Here is a 20427-nt window from a genome sequence, read left to right on the forward strand (position 1 = left end):
CTACAAGCAAAAGATCAACAATGATCTTATTTTTTCTTACCAGCTTTACCTTCTTTACGGATAATACGTTCGCCTTCGTACTTAATACCTTTACCTTTATACGGCTCAGGTTCACGAACGGAACGGATTTTCGCAGCATAAGCACCTACGCGCTCTTTGTCGATCCCTTTAACGATAATTTTCGTGTTGGAAGGAACTTCGAACTCGATGCCTGCTTCTGGTGTAATCTCAACTGGGTGAGAGTAACCAACGTTAAGAACGACTTTATCACCGGATTTATTCGCACGGTAACCTACGCCGACAAGCTCAAGGTTTTTAGAGAAACCTTCAGTTACACCACTAACCATGTTAGAAATGACCGAACGAGTTGTACCGTGTAATGAACGATGAAGTTTATTATCAGAAGGACGAACAATCGTGATCACGTTCTCCTCAACAGATACTGTCATATCTTTGTGGACTTCACGAGTTAATGTTCCTTTAGGTCCTTTAACTGTAATGTTGCTGTTATCTAAAGTGACTGTTACGCCACTTGGTACTGTAATTGGTTTGCGACCAATACGAGACATATGTTGCACCTCCTATCTTTACGGTTGTATTACCAAACGTAGCAGACTACTTCTCCGCCGGATTTCGTTTGACGAGCTTCTTTATCTGTCATAACTCCTTTGGATGTGGAGATAATCGCAATACCCAATCCACCCAATACGCGAGGAACTTCATTGCTCTTCGTGTATACGCGTAGACCTGGCTTACTGATTCTCTTCAAACCGGAGATGACACGTTCATTGTTAGAGCCGTATTTCAAGAAAATACGGATAATCCCTTGTTTGTTATCTTCGATATATTCTGCGTCGCGGATGAAACCTTCACGCTTAAGGATTTCTGCGATTTGCTTCTTAATAGTAGAAGCAGGCATTTCAACCGTCTCATGACGCACTACGTTCGCGTTGCGAATGCGTGTTAGCATATCTGCAATCGGATCTGACATAACCATAAGTGTAAACCTCCTTCCCGTTGTAGGGTGATTACCAACTTGCTTTTTTAACGCCAGGGATCTGGCCTTTATACGCTAATTCGCGGAAACAAATCCGGCAAATTTTAAATTTCTGTAATACGGAATGTGGGCGACCACAACGCTCGCAACGTGTGTAAGCACGTACTTTATATTTCGGTGTGCGTTGTTGTTTAACTTTCATCGAAGTTTTTGCCACTTATTTTTGCACCTCCTGCAAACTTGTGTACCAAGTTATCCTCGTAAGGATTATTTTACGAAAGGCATGCCAAGTTGAGTTAACAACTCGCGGGACTCTTCGTCAGTTTTAGCTGTTGTTACGATAACGATATCCATACCGCGTACTTTATCAACTTTATCGTATTCAACCTCTGGGAAAATTAATTGCTCTTTCAAACCAAGTGTGTAGTTACCGCGACCATCAAATGCTTTGTTCGATACACCGCGGAAGTCACGTACACGAGGAAGCGTAATGTTGAACAATTTGTCTAAGAAGTAGTACATACGCTCGCCACGAAGTGTTACTTTAACACCGATTGGCATATTCTCACGAAGTTTGAATCCAGCGATGGATTTCTTCGCACGAGTAATAACCGGTTTTTGACCTGCGATTAACTGCATGTCCGCTACTGCTGCATCAAGCACTTTGGAGTTAGCAACCGCGTCGCCCACACCCATGTTGATTACAACTTTCTCGATTTTCGGTACTTGCATTACCGTCGAGTAGTTAAACTTCTGCATTAACGCTGGCGTAATTTCATTTAAGAAACGCTCTTTCATTCTTGCTGCCATGTTACATGGACCTCCTTTCTTTCAAAAGTGGATTAGTCGATAACTTCTCCGGATTTTTTCGCTACGCGAACTTTTTTACCGTTATCCAATACTTTGTATCCGATACGTGTTACGCCGCCGCTCTTAGGATCCACGTGCATGACGTTCGATACGTGAACTGGAGCTTCTTGCTCGATAATTCCGCCTTGTGGATTCGCTTGAGATGGCTTCGCATGCTTCTTGATCATGTTTACACCTTCCACAAGAACGCGGTTTTCGCGAGGATATGCTGCGATAACGCGACCTTTTTTGCCTTTATCTTTACCCGAAATAACAATAACCGTATCGTCTTTTTTCACGTGCAATTTATTGTTATGAGATTCGAGAACCTTCTTCAATCTCGGCATTTCGTTACACCTCCTGTTTCTTGCAACAAGCAAGTCGATCTGTTCATGTCCCTAATCATAGGGAATTAGATTACTTCAGGAGCCAAGGAAACGATTTTCATGAAGTCTTTGTCGCGAAGTTCGCGAGCAACAGGTCCGAAAATACGAGTTCCGCGTGGTCCTTTATCGTCCTTAACAACAACCGCAGCATTCTCGTCAAATGCGATGTAAGATCCGTCTTTACGACGTACAGAACGCTTCGTACGTACTATAACAGCTTTTACAACATCACCCTTTTTGACAACGCCGCCTGGTGTTGCTTGTTTGACAGAACATACAATTACGTCACCAATGTGGCCAACACGACGTCCTGTGCCACCTAATACACGGATACACATTAATTCTTTTGCACCAGAGTTATCAGCGACAGCTAAACGTGTAAATGGTTGAATCATTCAAATTTCCTCCTTTCGGGAAAATGAGCCGTCCTTAGATGATTACTGCTTTCTCGATAATTTCAACGAGTCTCCAGCGTTTATCTTTGGAGATTGGACGAGTTTCCATGATTTTAACGGAATCGCCAATTTTTGCTTCATTATTCTCATCATGCGCTTTAAATTTCTTCGTATATTTAATACGCTTGTGATACAAATCATGCATTTTGTATGTTTCAACAGCAACAACGATTGATTTATCCATCTTGTCACTTACCACTTTACCGATTTGCACTTTACGAGCATTACGTTCTTCGCTCATATTCTGCCTCCTTCCTGAATCCAATATGTCTGATGTTACCTATGACATATGTTTCAATTAACTAATGATCCCAAGTTCTCTTTCACGTAATACGGTTTTAGCACGAGCTATTTCTTTACGCACATCACGGATCCGAGTCGGGTTATCAAGCTGACCAGTCGCTAATTGAAAACGGAGATTAAAGAGTTCTTCTTTAAATCCGGCAATTTTTTGTTCGATCTCAGCAGTGGTTAAGTTGCGAAGTTCATTAGCTTTCATTTGCTTCACCACCCAATTCTTCTCGTTTCACAAACTTAGTTTTGCATGGCAGTTTGTGAGCCGCAAGACGCATTGCTTCACGAGCAATCTCTTCGGAAACACCAGCAAGTTCAAACATGATCTTACCAGGTTTAACTACTGCCACCCATTTTTCTACGTTACCTTTACCGGAACCCATCCGCACCTCTAGAGGCTTTTGAGTAATCGGTTTATCTGGGAAAATTTTGATCCAAACTTGACCGCCACGTTTAATGTAACGAGTCATCGCGATACGAGCTGCTTCGATTTGGCGGTTAGTAATCCATGTAGGTTCCATAGCTACCAAACCGTATTGTCCGAAGTTAAGCTCAGTGCCGCCTTTAGCGCGACCTCTCATGTTACCGCGTTGTTGCTTACGATGCTTGACACGTTTAGGTACCAACATGATTAGTTTCCTCCTTCCTCAACAGCCTTTTTCTTAGCTGCAGGAAGAACTTCACCACGATAGATCCATACTTTTACGCCGATACGGCCGTAGGTTGTATGTGCTTCAGCTGTACCATAGTCGATATCTGCACGAAGCGTATGAAGTGGAACAGTTCCTTCACTGTAGCCTTCTGAACGAGCAATCTCAGCGCCGCCAAGACGACCGCTAACTGCTGTTTTGATTCCTTTTGCGCCGGAACGCATAGTTCTTTGGATCGCTTGTTTCAATGCACGACGGAAAGAAACGCGACGCTCCAATTGTTGTGCAATGCTTTCTGCAACCAAGATTGCATCAAGATCTGCATGTTTGATTTCGTTGATGTTGATGTGTACTTTTTTGCCTTTGGAGATTTTAGCAATCTCTGTGCGAAGTACTTCAACTTCGGAGCCACCTTTACCGATAACCATACCTGGTTTCGCTGTGTGGATTGTTACATTCACACGGTTAGCCGCTCTTTCGATCTCAATGCGAGAAACGGAAGAGTCTTTCAATTTATTTTTGAGGTATTCGCGGATTCTTACGTCCTCGAGCAGAAGATCTCCGAAATCTTTGTCTGCATACCATTTGGATTCCCAATCACGAATAATACCTACACGTAATCCGACTGGATTTACCTTTTGACCCACGCCTTATCCCTCCTTATTTCTCAGATACCACCAAAGTAATGTGGCTTGTTCTCTTATTGATCCGGCTTGCACGTCCCATTGCACGAGGGCGGAAACGTTTCATCGTAGGACCTTGGTTCGCGAACACTTCAGTAACAACTAATTTATTAACGTCCATCGAATAGTTGTGTTCTGCGTTTGCAATTGCCGAGTTAAGCAACTTCTCTACTACTGGAGAAGCAGCCTTAGGCGTGTGACGAAGAATTGCGATTGCTTCGCCTGCTTCCTTACCACGGATCAAATCGATAACGAGTTGAACTTTACGGGCAGAAATACGGATATTTCTTGCATGTGCTTTCGCTTGCATTGAGTAACCTCCTCTCAAACATTTAGGCCACGCATTCTATTAGCGTTTGCCAGTTTTCTTGTCGTCATCGTGACCTTTGTACGTACGAGTTGGAGCAAATTCGCCGAGCTTGTGTCCAACCATATCTTCCGTTACGTATACTGGCACATGTTTGCGACCATCATATACTCCGAAAGTGTGTCCGATGAATTGTGGAAAAATCGTAGAACGACGGGACCAAGTTTTGATCACGGTTTTCTTACCAGACGCATCCACTTCTTCAACCTTCTTCAACATATAACCATCGATAAATGGTCCTTTTTTAAGACTGCGACCCATGTGTAAATCCTCCCTTCACCAATCCATTCGTTCCGCTATTCAAGCGGAACGTTATGAATATAAGAATGTATCGTTGTAACTATATATTCTTATATTGTTAGGCAAGCATATATTATTTCGTGCGACGACGAATGATATATTTATCAGAAGCTTTGTTTTTCTTACGCGTTTTGTAACCAAGAGTTGGTTTACCCCATGGAGACATCGGAGATTTACGTCCGATTGGAGCGCGGCCTTCACCACCACCGTGTGGGTGATCGTTCGGGTTCATTACTACCCCACGAACTTCAGGACGTTTACCTAACCAACGATTACGACCAGCTTTACCGATTTTCACGAGCTCGTGATCTCCGTTACCTACAGATCCGATTGTCGCGCGGCAAACTTTAAGCAATTTGCGAACTTCGCCGGAAGACAAACGAACAGATACATAACGCTCTTCTTTACCAAGTAGTTGTGCTTCTGTACCAGCTGCACGCACTAATTGTCCACCTTTACCAGGTTGAAGCTCGATGTTGTGGATAACTGTACCTACTGGAATGTTCTCAAGTGGAAGTGCATTACCGATTTTAATGTCAGCTGTTGGGCCAGACATTACTTCGTCTCCAACTTTCAAACCTTTAGGAGCGATGATGTAACGCTTCTCACCATCTGCATAATTGATCAACGCAATGTTGGAAGTACGGTTCGGGTCATACTCGATTGTAGCAACGCGACCTGGTATTCCATCTTTAGTACGTTTGAAGTCAAGAATACGATATTTACGTTTGTGTCCACCACCGTGGTGACGAACCGTAATTTTACCTTGATTGTTGCGGCCAGCAGTTTTGCTAAGTGGCGCTAACAACGATTTCTCCGGTACATTTGTTGTAATCTCTTCGAATGTCGATACGGACATTGCACGACGAGCCGGGGATGTTGGTTTATACTTTTTAATTGGCACGTAGTTTCCCTCCTTACTTTAGAAATGTCTTATGCTTGTTCGAAAATTTCAATCGCTTTGCTGTCCGCGCTTAACGATACGATAGCTTTCTTCCACTCCGATGTATAACCAGAGTGACGGCCATAACGTTTTGGTTTCGCAGGAACACGCATTACGTTAACTTTTTTCACTTTTACGCCGAAAATTGCTTCAATCGCTTGTTTAACCTCGGTTTTGTTCGAACGCATATCAACTTCAAATGCATATTTCATTTCAGCCATATATTCGCTCGTACGTTCCGTGATTACGGGGCGCTTGATAATATCGCGAGGATCCTTCATTACGCGAACACCTCCTCTACTTTCTGAACTGCTTCTTTCGTAATGATCAATTGATCATAAACCATTACGTCCAAAACGTTAATGCCGTCAGCTGCTACGAATTTAACACCAGGGATGTTACGAGCAGATAGAGCAACATTATCATCATAGCTAGGTGTAACAACTAAAACTTTGCGTTCAACTTTCAAGTTGTTCAAAATCGCTACGATATCTTTTGTTTTCGGTGCGTTTAGTGCTAGTTGATCCAATACGATGATTTGGTTTTCCAATACTTTGGAAGACAAAGCCGATTTGATCGCTAGACGACGAACCTTCTTAGGCAATTTAAAGGAGTAGCTGCGCGGTGTTGGTCCAAATACGATACCGCCGCCTTTCCATTGTGGCGCACGAATCGAACCTTGACGAGCACGTCCAGTTCCTTTTTGTTTCCATGGTTTACGACCACCGCCGCGAACCTCAGAACGACCTTTAACTTTGTGAGTTCCTTGACGAACTGCAGCTTGTTGAAGCAATACTGCTTCATGCAACGCATGTACGTGTGGTTGAATACCGAACACCGTGTCCGCTAATTCAATTTCTCCAACTTGAGCTCCGCTCACGTTATACAAAGATACTTTTGGCATTTCTAGTTCCTCCTTCCTTTAGCGATTACTTCTTCACCGTGGATTTTATTTTCACGAAGCTGTTTTTCGCACCTGGAATGGAACCTTTAACGAGAATTACGTTACGTTCTGCATCCACACGAACAACTTCTAATTTTTGAATTGTAACAGTCTCAGCACCCATGTGACCTGGAAGGTGTTTACCTTTTGGTACGCGGTTCGCTTGAATCGAACCCATGGAACCTGGGCCGCGGTGGTAACGAGAACCGTGAGTCATAGGACCACGACTTTGTCCCCAACGTTTGATCGTACCCGTGAAACCTTTACCTTTGGAAATACCAGTAACGTCAACAAACTCGCCTGCTGCAAACAGATCAGCTTTCAATTCCTGGCCAACTTCATATGCTGCGAAATCAACACCGCGGAATTCACGAACGTAGCGCTTAGGAGCCGTATTGGCTTTTTTAGCGTGTGCAGTTTCCGGTTTGTTAGCATTCTTCTTCTTGTCGACGAAACCAAGCTGAATCGCTTCGTATCCATCATTCTCAAGATCTTTCTTCTGAAGAACCACACAAGGACCTACTTCAATTACAGTAACAGGCAATACGTTACCTTCAGGAGTAAATACTTGAGTCATTCCTAATTTTTTACCTAAGATACCTTTCATGTTGACACCTCATTCCCTTTCTTAATTACAAAGCTTGTATTACAATTTGATTTCGATATCTACACCGGACGGTAAATCCAAGCGCATAAGAGCATCCACAGTTTGTGGAGTTGGGTTAACAATGTCGATCAAACGCTTGTGTGTGCGTTGCTCGAATTGCTCCCGAGAATCCTTATACTTGTGTACCGCACGGAGAATAGTAATGATTTGTTTCTCAGTCGGAAGCGGAATCGGTCCGGATACACCTGCACCAGAACGTTTTGCCGTTTCAACGATTTTCTCTGCGGATTGATCAAGAATTCTGTGATCATAAGCTTTCAAACGAATACGAATTTTTTGCTTTGCCATTTTAGTCCCTCCTTCTATCGCCCAATTTGGTATCGGACATACTCCGCGAAAATTCTCTAACACACTCCCCATGGCAAAGGGGCCGGGTGTGTCAGCAACCTCTCACATCATCGCAACGTCTCAGAACAACATTAGTAATTATACATAAAATCGTAGGCGAATGCAAGTAAAAATATCGAATGCAAATTTACATCCGATTTCTTCTATATATATGGTTTAATTTGAAGAAAAACAAAAGCCCACATCCGAAGACGTGGGCTTCTCAAATTCGTTAGACGAATTATTTGTTGATTGTAGCAACCGCACCTGCACCAACTGTACGTCCGCCTTCACGGATCGCAAAGCGAGTACCTTCTTCAATCGCGATTGGAGCGATCAAATCAACAGTTACAGTGATGTTATCACCAGGCATAACCATTTCAGTACCTTCTGGCAAGTTGATGATACCTGTTACGTCAGTTGTACGGAAGTAGAACTGTGGACGGTATCCAGTGAAGAATGGCTTATGACGGCCACCCTCTTCTTTAGTCAAAACGTAGATTTGAGCGGAAAAGTTAGTATGTGGTTTAACAGAACCTGTTTTAGCCAATACTTGACCACGCTCGATATCTTTGCGGTCTACACCACGTAGAAGGGCACCAATGTTGTCACCCGCTTGAGCGGAATCGAGCAACTTACGGAACATTTCTACGCCTGTAACGATGCATTTGCGAGTTTCTTCAGTGATACCAACGATTTCAACTTCGTCTTGTACTTTAACAGTACCACGCTCTACACGACCTGTAGCAACAGTACCACGACCTGTGATTGAGAACACGTCCTCAACAGGCATCAAGAATGGTTTGTCAGTTTCACGTTCTGGTTGTGGGATGTAAGTATCGACTTGTTCGAACAATTCGATGATTTTGTCAGCCCATTCGCCATCTGGGTTTTGCAACGCTTCACGCGCAGAACCACGGATGATTGGAGTGTCGTCGCCTGGGAATTCGTATTCGCTAAGAAGGTCACGAATTTCCATTTCAACTAGCTCAAGCAACTCTTCGTCTTCAACCATGTCACATTTGTTCATGAACACAACGATGTATGGAACGCCTACTTGGCGGGACAACAAGATGTGCTCACGAGTTTGTGGCATAGGACCGTCGGAAGCGGATACTACTAGGATCGCTCCGTCCATTTGTGCTGCACCAGTGATCATGTTTTTAACATAGTCGGCGTGACCTGGGCAGTCAACGTGTGCATAGTGACGGTTAGGCGTTTCATACTCAACGTGTGCTGTCGAGATTGTGATACCGCGCTCGCGCTCTTCTGGAGCTTTGTCGATTTGGTCGAATGCTACTGCAGCACCGCCATATCTTTTGGACAATACAGTTGTGATTGCAGCTGTAAGAGTTGTTTTACCATGGTCAACGTGACCGATTGTACCGATGTTAACATGCGGTTTATTACGTTCAAACTTAGCTTTTGCCATTTGAAACGATGCCTCCTTAATATATAGGAAATTATATTTTACCTCATAGGTATCAGACGAATCTTCTACCTACGCGGTTAGTAAACAAATATTAGCCTTTTTTCGATACGATCTCTTCAGCGATGCTGCGTGGTACTTCTTCATAGTGAGAAAGTTCCATTGCGAACACGCCGCGTCCTTGTGTACCGGAACGAAGAGTTGTGGAGTAACCGAACATCTCAGCAAGAGGTACCTTAGCACGGATAATTTGAGCTCCACCACGGGAATCCATACCTTCGATACGACCACGACGGGAGTTCAACATACCCATAACGTCGCCCATGTACTCTTCAGGAACTGTAACTTCAACTTTCATGATTGGCTCAAGAAGTACAGGGTTACATTTTTCTTTCGCCGCTTTAAGCGCCATGGAACCTGCAATCTTAAACGCCATCTCATTGGAGTCAACGTCATGATAAGATCCGTCAAAGACAGTAGCTTTAACATCAACAAGCGGGAATCCAGCGAGTACGCCGTTTTTCATCGCTTCTTCGATACCTGCAAGTGCTGGTGCGATGTATTCACGAGGAACCGATCCACCAACAACTTTACTTTCGAACTTGGAGCCTGCACCAGCTTCTTGCGGTTCGAACTCGACCCATACGTGACCGTATTGACCGCGACCACCAGACTGACGTACAAACTTACCTTCAACCTTAGCTGCAGTTTTGAATGTTTCACGGTAAGCAACCTGAGGTTTACCTACGTTTGTCTCTACTTTGAACTCGCGACGCATACGGTCAACGATGATATCAAGGTGAAGCTCACCCATACCTGCTAAGATTGTTTGACCAGTTTCTTCATCTGTATGTGCACGTAATGTCGGATCTTCCTCCGTCAATTTACCAAGTGCAACACCCATTTTGTCTTGGTCAGCTTTTGTTTTTGGTTCTACAGCGATTTGAATTACCGGATCAGGGAAGTTCATGGACTCCAAGATGATCGGTGCTTTCTCATCACAAAGTGTATCACCAGTACCAGTATCTTTCAAACCTACCGCAGCAGCGATATCACCCGAATAAACAACATCAATTTCTTGACGGCTATTCGCATGCATTTGAAGGATACGGCCGATACGCTCACGTTTGCCTTTTGTTGCATTCAATACGTACGAACCGGAGTTAAGAACACCAGAGTATACGCGGAAGAATGTCAATTTACCAACGTAAGGATCCGTCATGATTTTGAATGCAAGAGCAGAGAACGGCTCTTCATCCGAAGAATGACGAACTTCTTCTGTACCATCTTCAAGATGACCGTTGATCGAAGGAACGTCGATCGGAGCTGGCAAGTAGTCAATAACAGCATCCAACATCAATTGAACACCTTTATTTTTGTACGAAGAACCAGCGATTACCGGGAAGATTTTAACATCACATACACCTTTGCGAAGCGCTGCTTTTAGCTCAGGAACTGTGATTTCTTCACCTTCAAGGTATTTCATGGTTAATTCTTCGTCAAGCTCAGCAACTTTCTCGATCAATTCGTTACGTAGTTCTTCTACCTTGTCTTTGAACTCAGCAGGAACTTCAACGATATCGATATCTTTACCAAGATCGTCTTTGAACATATGAGCTACGTTCTCAACGATATCGATGATACCAATGAAGTCATTTTCTGCGCCAATTGGAAGCTGGATAGCAACCGCATTCGCTTGAAGACGATCTTTCATGGTTTGGATAACATTTAAGTAGTCCGCACCGATGATGTCCATTTTATTGACATAAGCAATACGTGGAACACCATAACGGTCAGCTTGTCTCCAAACTGTCTCGGACTGAGGCTCAACGCCTTCTTTAGCACTGAAAACACCAACTGCCCCATCTAATACGCGAAGGGAACGTTCTACTTCAACTGTGAAGTCAACGTGACCCGGAGTATCAATGATATTAACGCGGTTACCCTTCCAAGCAGCAGTAGTAGCAGCGGAAGTAATCGTAATTCCGCGCTCTTGCTCTTGCTCCATCCAGTCCATTGTCGCAGCACCTTCGTGAACTTCACCGATTTTGTGCGTACGGCCTGTATAGAACAAAATGCGCTCAGTCGTAGTAGTCTTACCAGCATCAATATGCGCCATGATCCCGATATTGCGGGTATTAGCTAAGGAGAACTCTCTTGCCATGGAACGGTCTCCCTTCAAAATCTCAATTTATAGTGGCGCGGGCACGAAAGTACCCACGCTATTATGATTCTACCAACGGTAGTGAGCGAATGCTTTGTTAGCTTCCGCCATTTTGTGAGTGTCTTCACGTTTCTTAACGGAAGCACCTGTGTTGTTGGATGCATCTAGAATTTCAGCTGCTAGACGCTCTTCCATTGTTTTCTCACCGCGATTGCGGGAGTAGTTCACGAGCCAACGTAAGCCTAAAGCTGTACGTCTCTCAGGTTTAACTTCGATCGGCACTTGATAGTTCGCACCACCAACACGACGAGCTTTAACCTCAAGAACTGGCATGATATTTTTGATTGCTGCTTCAAACACTTCCATAGGATCTTTACCTGAACGTTCTTGAATCAACTTGAACGCATCATAAAGAATTGTTTGGGCAACACCTCTTTTACCATCAAGCATGATGCGGTTGATCAAGCGAGTAACTAGCTTGCTGTTATACACCGGATCTGGCAACACGTCTCTTTTTGTAACTGGACCTTTGCGTGGCATTGTAATCCCCCTTTCCCAAATAATCAATTTAGCAATTTACTTAACGTAAATTATTTTTTAGCTTTCGGACGTTTCGTACCGTATTTCGAACGAGCTTGCATACGGTTATTCACACCTGCAGTATCTAATGCACCGCGAACGATATGGTAACGTACCCCTGGTAAGTCTTTTACCCGACCACCACGTACTAATACGACACTGTGCTCTTGCAAGTTGTGTCCGATACCTCCGATATAAGCTGTAACCTCTACACGGTTCGTCAAACGAACACGGGCATATTTACGAAGCGCGGAGTTCGGTTTTTTCGGAGTCATTGTACCTACACGAGTACAAACACCACGTTTTTGTGGAGCGCTCAAATCAGTCTCTTCACGCTTAAGTGCGTTAAACCCTTTTTGAAGTGCTGGGGATTTCGACTTAGTGATTTTCGCTTGACGTCCTTTACGAACTAGCTGGTTAATTGTTGGCATGTTGCCACCCCCTTCCCATATTTTTAACCTTCATAAACCTTCAACATAAGTCCACAGACCCAGGTGGTTCATTTAAAGACAAATGAAAAGTCTTTGCAATACTTTCGCATCACAAAAACATCGGTTTAGCTAATCATTAACAATGGCAACCATCGCTGCACCAACATCGATCCCGCAAGCCTTGCCGAGATTCTTCATCGTGTCCACGTAGGTAATCTTCACACCCTTGTCCTCACAAAGCGTAACAACTCTGGATGTAATTATCGAATCGGCATCTTGTGCAATATAAACTTCTACCGCTTGACCCAATTCTACCATTCGAATTGTTTGTTTCGTGCCAACACGGATATTCTCTTCCTGTAGTCCTTTTTCATTAGACATAAACTCATCCTCCAAAAGAACAGGTGACAATCTCTCAGGCACACTACGATATATTATCACCTAGAAATACTATTGTCAAGAAAAAAGATGCAAGAAATGCGATGTTCGCAGACTTCCAAATCATGCATTCCTTGCATCCTGTTTAATTATTCAACAGTTACGGTTTCTAACGAAGCTTCTGTTGTCTCTTCCGCTTCCGGCTCAACAAACTTCACGCTGCGGTAACGGTTCATACCTGTACCTGCAGGGATCAGTTTACCGATAATTACATTCTCTTTCAAGCCAAGCAACTTATCGACTTTACCTTTGATCGCTGCATCCGTAAGAACACGTGTTGTTTCTTGGAATGATGCTGCGGACAAGAAGGAATCTGTCTCAAGCGATGCTTTGGTAATACCTAGCAATACTGGTTTCGCTACTGCAGGCTCTTTATCCGAAAGGATTGCTTCCTTATTCGCAGCTTCATATTCATGAATATCTACGAAGGAACCTGGCAAGAGCGTCGTCTCACCCGCATCAATAATACGGATTTTACGAAGCATTTGCTTGATCATAACCTCAACGTGCTTATCGTTAATTTCTACCCCTTGGTTACGATATACGCGTTGTACTTCTTGGAGAATATAGTTCTGAACCCCACGAATACCTTTGATACGAAGCATTTCCTTCGGATCGATGGAACCGTCTGTGAGCTCATCCCCAGCTTCAATGGCCTTACCTTCATAGACGCGAATACGAGAACCATAAGTGACGGAGTAGACTTTCGTCTCTGCTTCACCTTGAACTTCGATTTCACGACGATCTTTGGTCTCGCGAATTTCTTTGACGACACCATCGATTTCGGTAATAATGGCTTGACCTTTCGGATTCCGCGCTTCGAAAAGCTCTTGGATACGCGGCAAACCTTGAGTGATATCGTCTCCTGCTACGCCCCCGGTATGGAATGTACGCATCGTAAGCTGTGTTCCCGGCTCCCCAATGGATTGGGCAGCGATGATACCAACCGCTTCCCCGATCTCAACGTGTTTACCAGTCGCCAAGTTACGTCCGTAACATTTCTTACAAATACCATGACGTGCACGGCAGCTAAGAACGGAACGAATTTGAAGTCTTTCCATGCCATCTGGTTTCATCAATGCACCCGAACTGAGCAATAATTCGGCTTTATCCGAATCGATTAGATCATTACGGTATACAATGACTTCACCTGTCTCTGGATGTTTAACAGTCTCGAAGGAGTAACGTCCTTCAATACGGTCATACAGATCCTCGATGACTTCTTTACCGTCTTGAATACGGCTAACTGTAAAGCCTTTATCCGTTCCACAATCTTCTTCACGGATGATAACATCTTGGGCTACGTCAACGAGACGACGAGTTAAGTAACCCGAATCGGCTGTACGAAGTGCTGTATCGGCCAAACCTTTACGCGCACCATGCGTTGAAATAAAGTATTCCAAGACCGTTAGGCCTTCACGGAAGTTCGATTTAATTGGCAACTCGATGATTCGACCGGATGGGTTGGCCATGAGACCACGCATACCGCCGAGCTGCGTTATCTGGGATTTGTTACCCCGTGCTTTGGAATCAACCATGAGCATGATGGAGTTATAGCGATCCATCGATTTCATGAGGATATCTGTCAGTTGATCTTTTGTTTTACTCCAGATTTCAATAACACGGTCATAACGTTCTTCTGTTGTGATCAGACCACGACGATACTGGTTCGTAACAACACGTACTTTCTCGTCAGATTCTTTCAGCAATTCTACTTTTTCTGGCGGTACGATAACGTCGGAAACGGCGATACTGATACCAGCCTTCGTCGAGTACGTAAAGCCAAGTTGCTTGATCGCATCCAGAATAACGGATGTCTTCGTTGTATGGTAAGTTTCAAAGCATCTTGCGATGATTTGACCCAAGTAGTCTTTACCTACTGCACCCGTCTGTGGTACTTCATTAAGGATATTAAGTACATTTGCACCTTTTTCATAAATGAAGTAGTGATCTGGTGTGCCATAGAACAGATTTGTCTTCGTTGGTTCATTGATGTAAGGGAAGTCAGCTGGGAAAATCTCGTTAAAGATAATCCGTCCGACAGTCGTTACGATCAACGCCTCTTGTTGCTTATCTGTAAAGGATGTTTTACTCAAAGCTTTAACCGGGATCGCTACACGTGCATGAAGGGAAGCTGTTCCACGTTGATATGCGGATACCGCTTCGTTCACATTCGCAAAGATCAGACCTGATCCCTTCGCTTCTTTATTATCCATCGTCAAGTAGAAACTACCGAGAACCATATCCTGAGACGGCGTAACAACTGGCTTACCATCTTTCGGGTTCAAGATATTACCGGATGCCAGCATCAAGATGCGTGCTTCCGCTTGCGCTTCTGCGGACAATGGAACGTGAACCGCCATTTGGTCACCGTCGAAGTCGGCGTTGTATGCCGTACATACGAGCGGATGAAGTTTAATTGCGCGACCTTCTACGAGCGTTGGCTCGAATGCCTGAATACCTAGTCTGTGAAGCGTCGGGGCACGGTTCAGAAGAACTGGATGCTCTTTGATTACCTCTTCGAGGACATCCCATACTTCCGCACTTACACGTTCCACTTTACGCTTCGCACTCTTGATATTATGCGCAAGACCTTTATTCACGAGCTCTTTCATCACAAATGGCTTGAACAATTCAAGTGCCATTTCTTTTGGAAGACCACATTGATACATTTTCAAGCTAGGACCTACGACGATAACGGAACGACCGGAATAGTCAACCCGTTTACCGAGCAAGTTCTGACGGAAACGTCCTTGTTTACCTTTTAGCATATGGCTAAGGGATTTCAATGGACGGTTACCAGGACCTGTTACTGGACGGCCGCGACGACCGTTATCGATCAAGGCATCAACAGCTTCTTGCAGCATCCGCTTCTCGTTCTGAACGATTATGTCAGGTGCGCCAAGGTCCAGAAGGCGTTTCAAACGGTTATTCCGGTTAATTACACGGCGATACAAATCATTCAAGTCGGATGTCGCAAAACGTCCGCCATCAAGCTGTACCATCGGGCGAAGTTCCGGTGGAATAACCGGCAATACATCAAGAATCATCCAATCCGGGAAGTTCCCAGAGTTACGGAATGCCTCGATCACTTCAAGACGTTTGATCGCACGATTACGACGTTGGCCTTGCGCTGTACGAAGCTCTTCCTTCAGGAATTCTAATTCTTTGTTCACATCGATGTCTTGAAGCAATTTTTTAACGGCTTCAGCACCCATGCCCGCTTGGAATCCGTAGCCGTATTTCTCACGATAGCTGCGGTACTCTTTCTCAGAGAGAAGTTGCTTCTTCTCAAGCGGTGTATCTCCTGGATCCGTTACAACATAAGATGCGAAATAGATAATTTCCTCGAGCGAACGAGGGGACATATCTAACGCTAAGCCCATGCGGCTAGGAATCCCTTTGAAATACCAGATGTGGGAGACAGGGGCAGCAAGCTCAATATGCCCCATACGCTCACGACGCACTTTCGCGCGTGTTACTTCAACACCACAACGGTCACAAACGACGCCTTTATAGCGAACCCGTTTATATTTACCGCAATGACACTCCCAGTCTTTCGTCGGGCCGAAAATTTTCTCACAAAACAGCCCTTCTTTTTCCGGCTTCAAGGTACGATAGTTAATCGTTTCCGGCTTTTTTACTTCTCCGCGGGACCAGGACCGAATTTTTTCTGGTGATGCTAATCCAATCTTCATAAACTCAAAATTGTTTACGTCCAACAAGGAGCAACCCTCCTTAACCCTGTACTATTTGGCCTAGCTGTATACCATGAATTACTCAACGCCAGCCTCTGAACCTTCAAGGTTCAAGTTTAGCTTATCGCTCGTCACATCGTCTTCATCATCGATTTCTTTCATTTCGATCTCTTCTTCATTCTCAGATAGGATCTTCACATCCATACCTAAGCTTTGAAGCTCTTTGATCAATACTTTGAACGATTCAGGAACACCTGGTTCTGGAACATTCTCACCTTTTACAATGGATTCATACGTCTTCACACGGCCGACGATATCGTCAGACTTAACGGTAAGTATCTCTTGCAATGTGTAAGCAGCACCATAAGCCTCAAGCGCCCAAACCTCCATCTCCCCGAAACGCTGTCCACCGAACTGTGCTTTACCACCGAGCGGTTGCTGCGTAACAAGTGAGTATGGTCCAGTAGAACGAGCATGGATTTTATCGTCAACCATGTGCGCCAATTTGATCATATACATGACACCGACTGTAACTTCACGTTCGAAGCAATCCCCTGTACGACCGTCGTACAAGATCGTCTTACCGTTACGTTGCATACCGGCTTCTTCCATGGAATCGAATACGTCATTCTCATTCGCACCGTCAAATACTGGCGTTGCACAATGGATACCAAGCGCTTTCGCTGCCATACCCAAGTGAACCTCAAGCACCTGACCGATGTTCATACGCGATGGAACCCCTAGTGGGTTAAGTACAACCTCTACTGGTGTACCATCTGGCAAGAACGGCATATCCTCTTCTGGAAGAATACGCGCGATAACCCCTTTGTTACCGTGACGTCCCGCCATTTTATCCCCTTCAGAGATCTTACGTTTCTGAGCGATGTATGCACGTACGAGTTGGTTCACGCCTGGTGGCAATTCATCGCCATTCTCACGCGTAAATACTTTAACGTCAACAACGATACCATCGGTACCATGCGGTACGCGAAGGGATGTATCACGAACTTCACGAGCTTTCTCACCAAAGATTGCATGTAACAAACGTTCTTCTGCAGTAAGCTCCGTAACCCCTTTAGGTGTTACTTTACCGACAAGAATATCGCCTGCACCAATCTCAGCACCGACACGGATAATACCACGCTCATCCAAGTTCTTAAGCGCTTCTTCCCCAACGTTCGGGATATCGCGTGTGATTTCTTCCGGTCCAAGCTTCGTATCACGAGCTTCGGATTCGTATTCCTCGATATGGATCGATGTGTACACATCTTCCTTAACGAGTTTCTCATTCAAGAGAATCGCATCTTCGTAGTTGTAACCTTCCCAAGTCATGAAGGCAACGACCACGTTACGTCCAAGTGCCAATTCACCCTGCTCTGTCGAAGGACCGTCTGCAAGGATATCGCCTTTCTTGACGACATCGCCTTTGCGAGCCAATGGACGTTGGTTAATGCAAGTCCCTTGGTTAGAACGCATGAATTTGTGCAATTTATGCTTAATCAAGTCACCTTTAACTTCTTTGCCATCGATCACTTCAACACGTCGTACTTGAATCTCGTTCGCAGATACGCGTTCTACGATTCCATCGTGTTTGGATACGATACATACCCCCGAATCCTTCGCAGACTTATGCTCCATGCCTGTACCAATAAGCGGAGCTTTTGGAATAAGCAATGGAACGGCCTGCCGCTGCATGTTCGATCCCATAAGCGCACGGTTGGAGTCATCATTCTCAAGGAACGGGATAAGCGCCGTCGCTACGGACACAACCTGTTTAGGCGATACGTCCATATAGTCAACGCGCTCAATCGGCATCGTCAAGATGTTATCAGACTGTTTGTTATAACGAACGATTACACTCTCTTCAGCAAATGTATTATCTTCGTTCAATTTCGCATTCGCTTGTGCAACTACGTAATTGTACTCTTCATCTGCTGTTAAGTAAGAGATCTGTTCTGTTACTTTACCTGTCTTCGGATCTACCCAACGATATGGCGCTTCAATGAAGCCATATTCGTTAATGCGAGCAAATGTCGACAAGGAGTTGATCAAACCAATGTTTGGTCCCTCTGGCGTCTCGATCGGACACATACGACCATAATGCGATGGATGTACGTCACGAACTTCGAAACCAGCGCGTTCCCGTGTCAAACCACCCGGTCCGAGTGCAGATAGACGACGTTTGTGCGTCAATTCTGCAAGTGGATTCGTTTGGTCCATAAACTGGGACAACTGAGAGCTACCGAAGAACTCTTTAATCGATGCAATAACGGGACGAATATTGATAAGCGCCTGCGGCGTGATCACATTCGCATCCTGGATAGACATTCTCTCACGAACAACACGCTCCATACGGGAAAGACCAATACGGAACTGGTTCTGAAGCAATTCACCAACAGAACGTAGACGACGGTTACCCAAGTGGTCGATATCATCCGTGTCGCCAATACCATGCAACAAGTTAATGAAATAGTTGATGGATGCAACGATGTCAGCAGGCGTAATGTTCTTCACCGACTTATCAATGATTGCGTTCGAGATGACCTTAATCACTCGGGACTCATCATCTGGCGAGAATACATTCACGCTTTGCAGAGGAATACTATCTGCATCAAGCACACCATTAGCGACATGGTATGTCTTGTAATTCACGTTTTCTTCTAAGTGAGGAATCAATTCATCCAGCAAACGACGGTCAATCATTTGACCCGATTCTGCAAGAATCTCACCTGTTGTCGGATTAATTAATGTCTCCGCCAAACGTTGGTTGAATAGACGATTCTTAATATGAAGCTTCTTATTAATTTTGTAACGACCAACATTCGCCAGATCATAGCGCTTCGGATCGAAGAAACGCGCAACCAGTAAGCTCTTCGCATTATCAAGCGTAGGCGGCTCACCTGGACGCAATCTTTCGTAGATCTCAATTAACGCCTTCTCTGTGGAGTCGGTGTTATCTTTGTCGAGTGTGTTACGAATATATTCATCATTACCGAGCAAATCCAGAATCTCAGCATCTGTACCAAAGCCTAAAGCTCTGAGTAAAACAGTTACTGGAATCTTCCGTGTGCGGTCAATACGAACATAGATGATGTCTTTCGCATCCGTCTCAAGTTCGAGCCAAGCGCCACGGTTAGGAATGACTGTCGCCGTATATGTTTTCTTCGCGTTCTTATCCACTTTAGTGCTAAAATAGACGCTAGGAGAGCGAACCAACTGGCTGACAATTACCCGTTCTGCACCGTTAATAATAAACGTACCGGTCTCCGTCATTAGCGGAAAATCGCCCATGAAAACTTCTTGTTCCTTCACTTCACCGGTTTCTTTGTTAATCAGCCGTACTTTGACACGTAATGGAGCTGCATAAGTTACATCGCGCTCCTTCGAATCGTCTACGGAATATTTCGGTTCACCCAGATTGTAATCGATAAATTCCAAAACCAAGTTACCTGTAAAATCCTGAATTGGCGAAATATCTTGGAACATTTCACGCAATCCTTCATCCAAAAACCATTGGTATGATTTTTGTTGGATTTCAATCAGGTTCGGAATCTCGAGCACCTCGTTAATGCGTGCATAACTCCTCCGAGTGCGTCGACCATACTGAACAAGTTGTCCTGCCAACTTTAACTCACCCCTCATGTCTACTCACTAAAAATTTCATTGCGAATCCATCCCATTATCCTTTATAATCCTGCCATACAGCATTTTCATGCTAGCAGTTACAAAAGCCCATGAAAAAGATTCAAAAGGACAAATAAAGAAAAGCCCTTATCGAATGTACTTTTCGAAAAAAGAGCGTATTTCGCATTGTTCCTTTCGTCTCT

24 protein-coding genes are annotated in these 20427 nt (G+C 44.4%); all 24 read right to left on the bottom strand.

Features of this window, described 5'->3' with window-relative positions; translation table 11 throughout:
• Window positions 1-26: 26 nt before the first annotated feature.
• On the bottom strand, window positions 27-569 hold the full coding sequence (rplF, locus tag C558_RS0128480) for a 50S ribosomal protein L6 (RefSeq protein WP_018759698.1): 543 nt from the start codon (window positions 567-569) through the stop codon (window positions 27-29).
• Window positions 570-598: 29 nt separating this feature from the next.
• Window positions 599-997: a 30S ribosomal protein S8 gene (gene rpsH / locus C558_RS0128485; RefSeq protein WP_018759699.1), complete on the bottom strand. Its 399-nt coding sequence runs from the start codon at window positions 995-997 to the stop codon at window positions 599-601.
• 31 nt (window positions 998-1028) lie between these two features.
• The gene (locus tag C558_RS33505; RefSeq protein WP_074961883.1) at window positions 1029-1214 is read right to left on the bottom strand and encodes a type Z 30S ribosomal protein S14; all 186 of its coding nucleotides are present in this window, start codon (window positions 1212-1214) and stop codon (window positions 1029-1031) included.
• Window positions 1215-1264: 50 nt separating this feature from the next.
• On the bottom strand, window positions 1265-1807 hold the full coding sequence (rplE, locus tag C558_RS0128490; protein ID WP_018759700.1) for a 50S ribosomal protein L5: 543 nt from the start codon (window positions 1805-1807) through the stop codon (window positions 1265-1267).
• Between the two features lie 32 nt (window positions 1808-1839).
• The gene (gene rplX, locus C558_RS0128495) at window positions 1840-2193 is read right to left on the bottom strand and encodes a 50S ribosomal protein L24 (RefSeq protein WP_018759701.1); all 354 of its coding nucleotides are present in this window, start codon (window positions 2191-2193) and stop codon (window positions 1840-1842) included.
• Window positions 2194-2258: 65 nt separating this feature from the next.
• Window positions 2259-2627 carry a 50S ribosomal protein L14 gene (gene rplN / locus C558_RS0128500; RefSeq protein WP_018759702.1) on the bottom strand — a complete coding sequence of 123 codons (369 nt, stop codon included), beginning with the start codon at window positions 2625-2627 and terminating at the stop codon, window positions 2259-2261.
• A gap of 34 nt (window positions 2628-2661) precedes the next feature.
• Entirely contained in the window at window positions 2662-2928 is a 267-nt protein-coding gene (rpsQ, locus tag C558_RS0128505) for a 30S ribosomal protein S17 (protein WP_018759703.1), read from the bottom strand.
• 57 nt (window positions 2929-2985) lie between these two features.
• Window positions 2986-3186 carry a 50S ribosomal protein L29 gene (gene rpmC, locus C558_RS0128510; protein ID WP_018759704.1) on the bottom strand — a complete coding sequence of 67 codons (201 nt, stop codon included), beginning with the start codon at window positions 3184-3186 and terminating at the stop codon, window positions 2986-2988.
• Window positions 3176-3610: a 50S ribosomal protein L16 gene (gene rplP, locus C558_RS0128515; RefSeq protein WP_018759705.1), complete on the bottom strand. Its 435-nt coding sequence runs from the start codon at window positions 3608-3610 to the stop codon at window positions 3176-3178. Before rplP ends, rpmC begins: the two co-directional genes overlap by 11 nt.
• A gap of 2 nt (window positions 3611-3612) precedes the next feature.
• Window positions 3613-4278: a 30S ribosomal protein S3 gene (rpsC, locus tag C558_RS0128520; RefSeq protein ID WP_018759706.1), complete on the bottom strand. Its 666-nt coding sequence runs from the start codon at window positions 4276-4278 to the stop codon at window positions 3613-3615.
• A gap of 13 nt (window positions 4279-4291) precedes the next feature.
• Window positions 4292-4624, bottom strand: a complete 333-nt coding sequence (gene rplV / locus C558_RS0128525) for a 50S ribosomal protein L22 (RefSeq protein WP_018759707.1) — start codon at window positions 4622-4624, stop codon at window positions 4292-4294.
• Between the two features lie 39 nt (window positions 4625-4663).
• Window positions 4664-4942 (bottom strand): 30S ribosomal protein S19, encoded by a 279-nt coding sequence (rpsS, locus tag C558_RS0128530; protein ID WP_018759708.1) that lies wholly within the window; start codon window positions 4940-4942, stop codon window positions 4664-4666.
• Window positions 4943-5054: 112 nt separating this feature from the next.
• Window positions 5055-5885 (bottom strand): 50S ribosomal protein L2, encoded by an 831-nt coding sequence (gene rplB, locus C558_RS0128535; RefSeq protein ID WP_018759709.1) that lies wholly within the window; start codon window positions 5883-5885, stop codon window positions 5055-5057.
• Between the two features lie 29 nt (window positions 5886-5914).
• Complete coding sequence (gene rplW / locus C558_RS0128540) at window positions 5915-6205, bottom strand: 50S ribosomal protein L23 (protein ID WP_018759710.1); 291 nt, start codon at window positions 6203-6205, stop codon at window positions 5915-5917.
• Complete coding sequence (rplD, locus tag C558_RS0128545; RefSeq protein ID WP_018759711.1) at window positions 6205-6828, bottom strand: 50S ribosomal protein L4; 624 nt, start codon at window positions 6826-6828, stop codon at window positions 6205-6207. Before rplD ends, rplW begins: the two co-directional genes overlap by 1 nt.
• 25 nt (window positions 6829-6853) lie before the next feature.
• Window positions 6854-7474 carry a 50S ribosomal protein L3 gene (rplC, locus tag C558_RS0128550; RefSeq protein WP_018759712.1) on the bottom strand — a complete coding sequence of 207 codons (621 nt, stop codon included), beginning with the start codon at window positions 7472-7474 and terminating at the stop codon, window positions 6854-6856.
• Between the two features lie 39 nt (window positions 7475-7513).
• Complete coding sequence (rpsJ, locus tag C558_RS0128555; RefSeq protein ID WP_017692074.1) at window positions 7514-7822, bottom strand: 30S ribosomal protein S10; 309 nt, start codon at window positions 7820-7822, stop codon at window positions 7514-7516.
• 280 nt (window positions 7823-8102) lie between these two features.
• Entirely contained in the window at window positions 8103-9293 is a 1191-nt protein-coding gene (tuf, locus tag C558_RS0128560; protein ID WP_018759713.1) for an elongation factor Tu, read from the bottom strand.
• 91 nt (window positions 9294-9384) lie between these two features.
• Window positions 9385-11454 (bottom strand): elongation factor G, encoded by a 2070-nt coding sequence (gene fusA / locus C558_RS0128565; RefSeq protein ID WP_018759714.1) that lies wholly within the window; start codon window positions 11452-11454, stop codon window positions 9385-9387.
• Window positions 11455-11523: 69 nt separating this feature from the next.
• A complete protein-coding gene (gene rpsG, locus C558_RS0128570; protein WP_018759715.1) occupies window positions 11524-11994 on the bottom strand; it encodes a 30S ribosomal protein S7 in 471 nt (156 codons plus the stop codon).
• A gap of 50 nt (window positions 11995-12044) precedes the next feature.
• Window positions 12045-12464 carry a 30S ribosomal protein S12 gene (gene rpsL / locus C558_RS0128575; RefSeq protein ID WP_018759716.1) on the bottom strand — a complete coding sequence of 140 codons (420 nt, stop codon included), beginning with the start codon at window positions 12462-12464 and terminating at the stop codon, window positions 12045-12047.
• Window positions 12465-12593: 129 nt separating this feature from the next.
• Window positions 12594-12845 carry a ribosomal L7Ae/L30e/S12e/Gadd45 family protein gene (locus C558_RS0128580; protein ID WP_018759717.1) on the bottom strand — a complete coding sequence of 84 codons (252 nt, stop codon included), beginning with the start codon at window positions 12843-12845 and terminating at the stop codon, window positions 12594-12596.
• A 146-nt stretch (window positions 12846-12991) separates the two neighbouring features.
• Window positions 12992-16627, bottom strand: coding sequence for a DNA-directed RNA polymerase subunit beta' (rpoC, locus tag C558_RS0128585; protein WP_018759718.1), 3636 nt, complete (start codon window positions 16625-16627; stop codon window positions 12992-12994).
• Window positions 16628-16678: 51 nt separating this feature from the next.
• Window positions 16679-20224, bottom strand: coding sequence for a DNA-directed RNA polymerase subunit beta (rpoB, locus tag C558_RS0128590; RefSeq protein ID WP_018759719.1), 3546 nt, complete (start codon window positions 20222-20224; stop codon window positions 16679-16681).
• Window positions 20225-20427 lie beyond the last annotated feature (203 nt).

Source organism: Paenibacillus terrigena DSM 21567, from assembly GCF_000374845.1.
Lineage (GTDB): Bacteria > Bacillota > Bacilli > Paenibacillales > Paenibacillaceae > Paenibacillus_K > Paenibacillus_K terrigena.

Bases quoted from the DNA above. Each gene is read 5' to 3' on its own strand.
- rplP (WP_018759705.1), bottom strand. From the start codon at position 3,610: ATGTTGGTACCTAAACGTGTCAAGCATCGTAAGCAACAACGCGGTAAC.
- rplE (WP_018759700.1), bottom strand. From the start codon at position 1,807: ATGGCAGCAAGAATGAAAGAGCGTTTCTTAAATGAAATTACGCCAGCG.
- rplC (WP_018759712.1), bottom strand. From the start codon at position 7,474: ATGAAAGGTATCTTAGGTAAAAAATTAGGAATGACTCAAGTATTTACT.
- C558_RS0128580 (WP_018759717.1), bottom strand. From the start codon at position 12,845: ATGTCTAATGAAAAAGGACTACAGGAAGAGAATATCCGTGTTGGCACG.
- rpsS (WP_018759708.1), bottom strand. From the start codon at position 4,942: ATGGGTCGCAGTCTTAAAAAAGGACCATTTATCGATGGTTATATGTTG.
- rplX (WP_018759701.1), bottom strand. From the start codon at position 2,193: ATGCCGAGATTGAAGAAGGTTCTCGAATCTCATAACAATAAATTGCAC.
- rpsQ (WP_018759703.1), bottom strand. From the start codon at position 2,928: ATGAGCGAAGAACGTAATGCTCGTAAAGTGCAAATCGGTAAAGTGGTA.
- rpsL (WP_018759716.1), bottom strand. From the start codon at position 12,464: ATGCCAACAATTAACCAGCTAGTTCGTAAAGGACGTCAAGCGAAAATC.
- rplF (WP_018759698.1), bottom strand. From the start codon at position 569: ATGTCTCGTATTGGTCGCAAACCAATTACAGTACCAAGTGGCGTAACA.
- rplW (WP_018759710.1), bottom strand. From the start codon at position 6,205: ATGAAGGATCCTCGCGATATTATCAAGCGCCCCGTAATCACGGAACGT.
- rpsJ (WP_017692074.1), bottom strand. From the start codon at position 7,822: ATGGCAAAGCAAAAAATTCGTATTCGTTTGAAAGCTTATGATCACAGA.
- tuf (WP_018759713.1), bottom strand. From the start codon at position 9,293: ATGGCAAAAGCTAAGTTTGAACGTAATAAACCGCATGTTAACATCGGT.
- fusA (WP_018759714.1), bottom strand. From the start codon at position 11,454: ATGGCAAGAGAGTTCTCCTTAGCTAATACCCGCAATATCGGGATCATG.
- rplD (WP_018759711.1), bottom strand. From the start codon at position 6,828: ATGCCAAAAGTATCTTTGTATAACGTGAGCGGAGCTCAAGTTGGAGAA.
- rpsH (WP_018759699.1), bottom strand. From the start codon at position 997: ATGGTTATGTCAGATCCGATTGCAGATATGCTAACACGCATTCGCAAC.
- rpsG (WP_018759715.1), bottom strand. From the start codon at position 11,994: ATGCCACGCAAAGGTCCAGTTACAAAAAGAGACGTGTTGCCAGATCCG.
- rpmC (WP_018759704.1), bottom strand. From the start codon at position 3,186: ATGAAAGCTAATGAACTTCGCAACTTAACCACTGCTGAGATCGAACAA.
- rplN (WP_018759702.1), bottom strand. From the start codon at position 2,627: ATGATTCAACCATTTACACGTTTAGCTGTCGCTGATAACTCTGGTGCA.
- rplV (WP_018759707.1), bottom strand. From the start codon at position 4,624: ATGCAAGCGAAAGCACATGCAAGAAATATCCGTATTTCTGCCCGTAAA.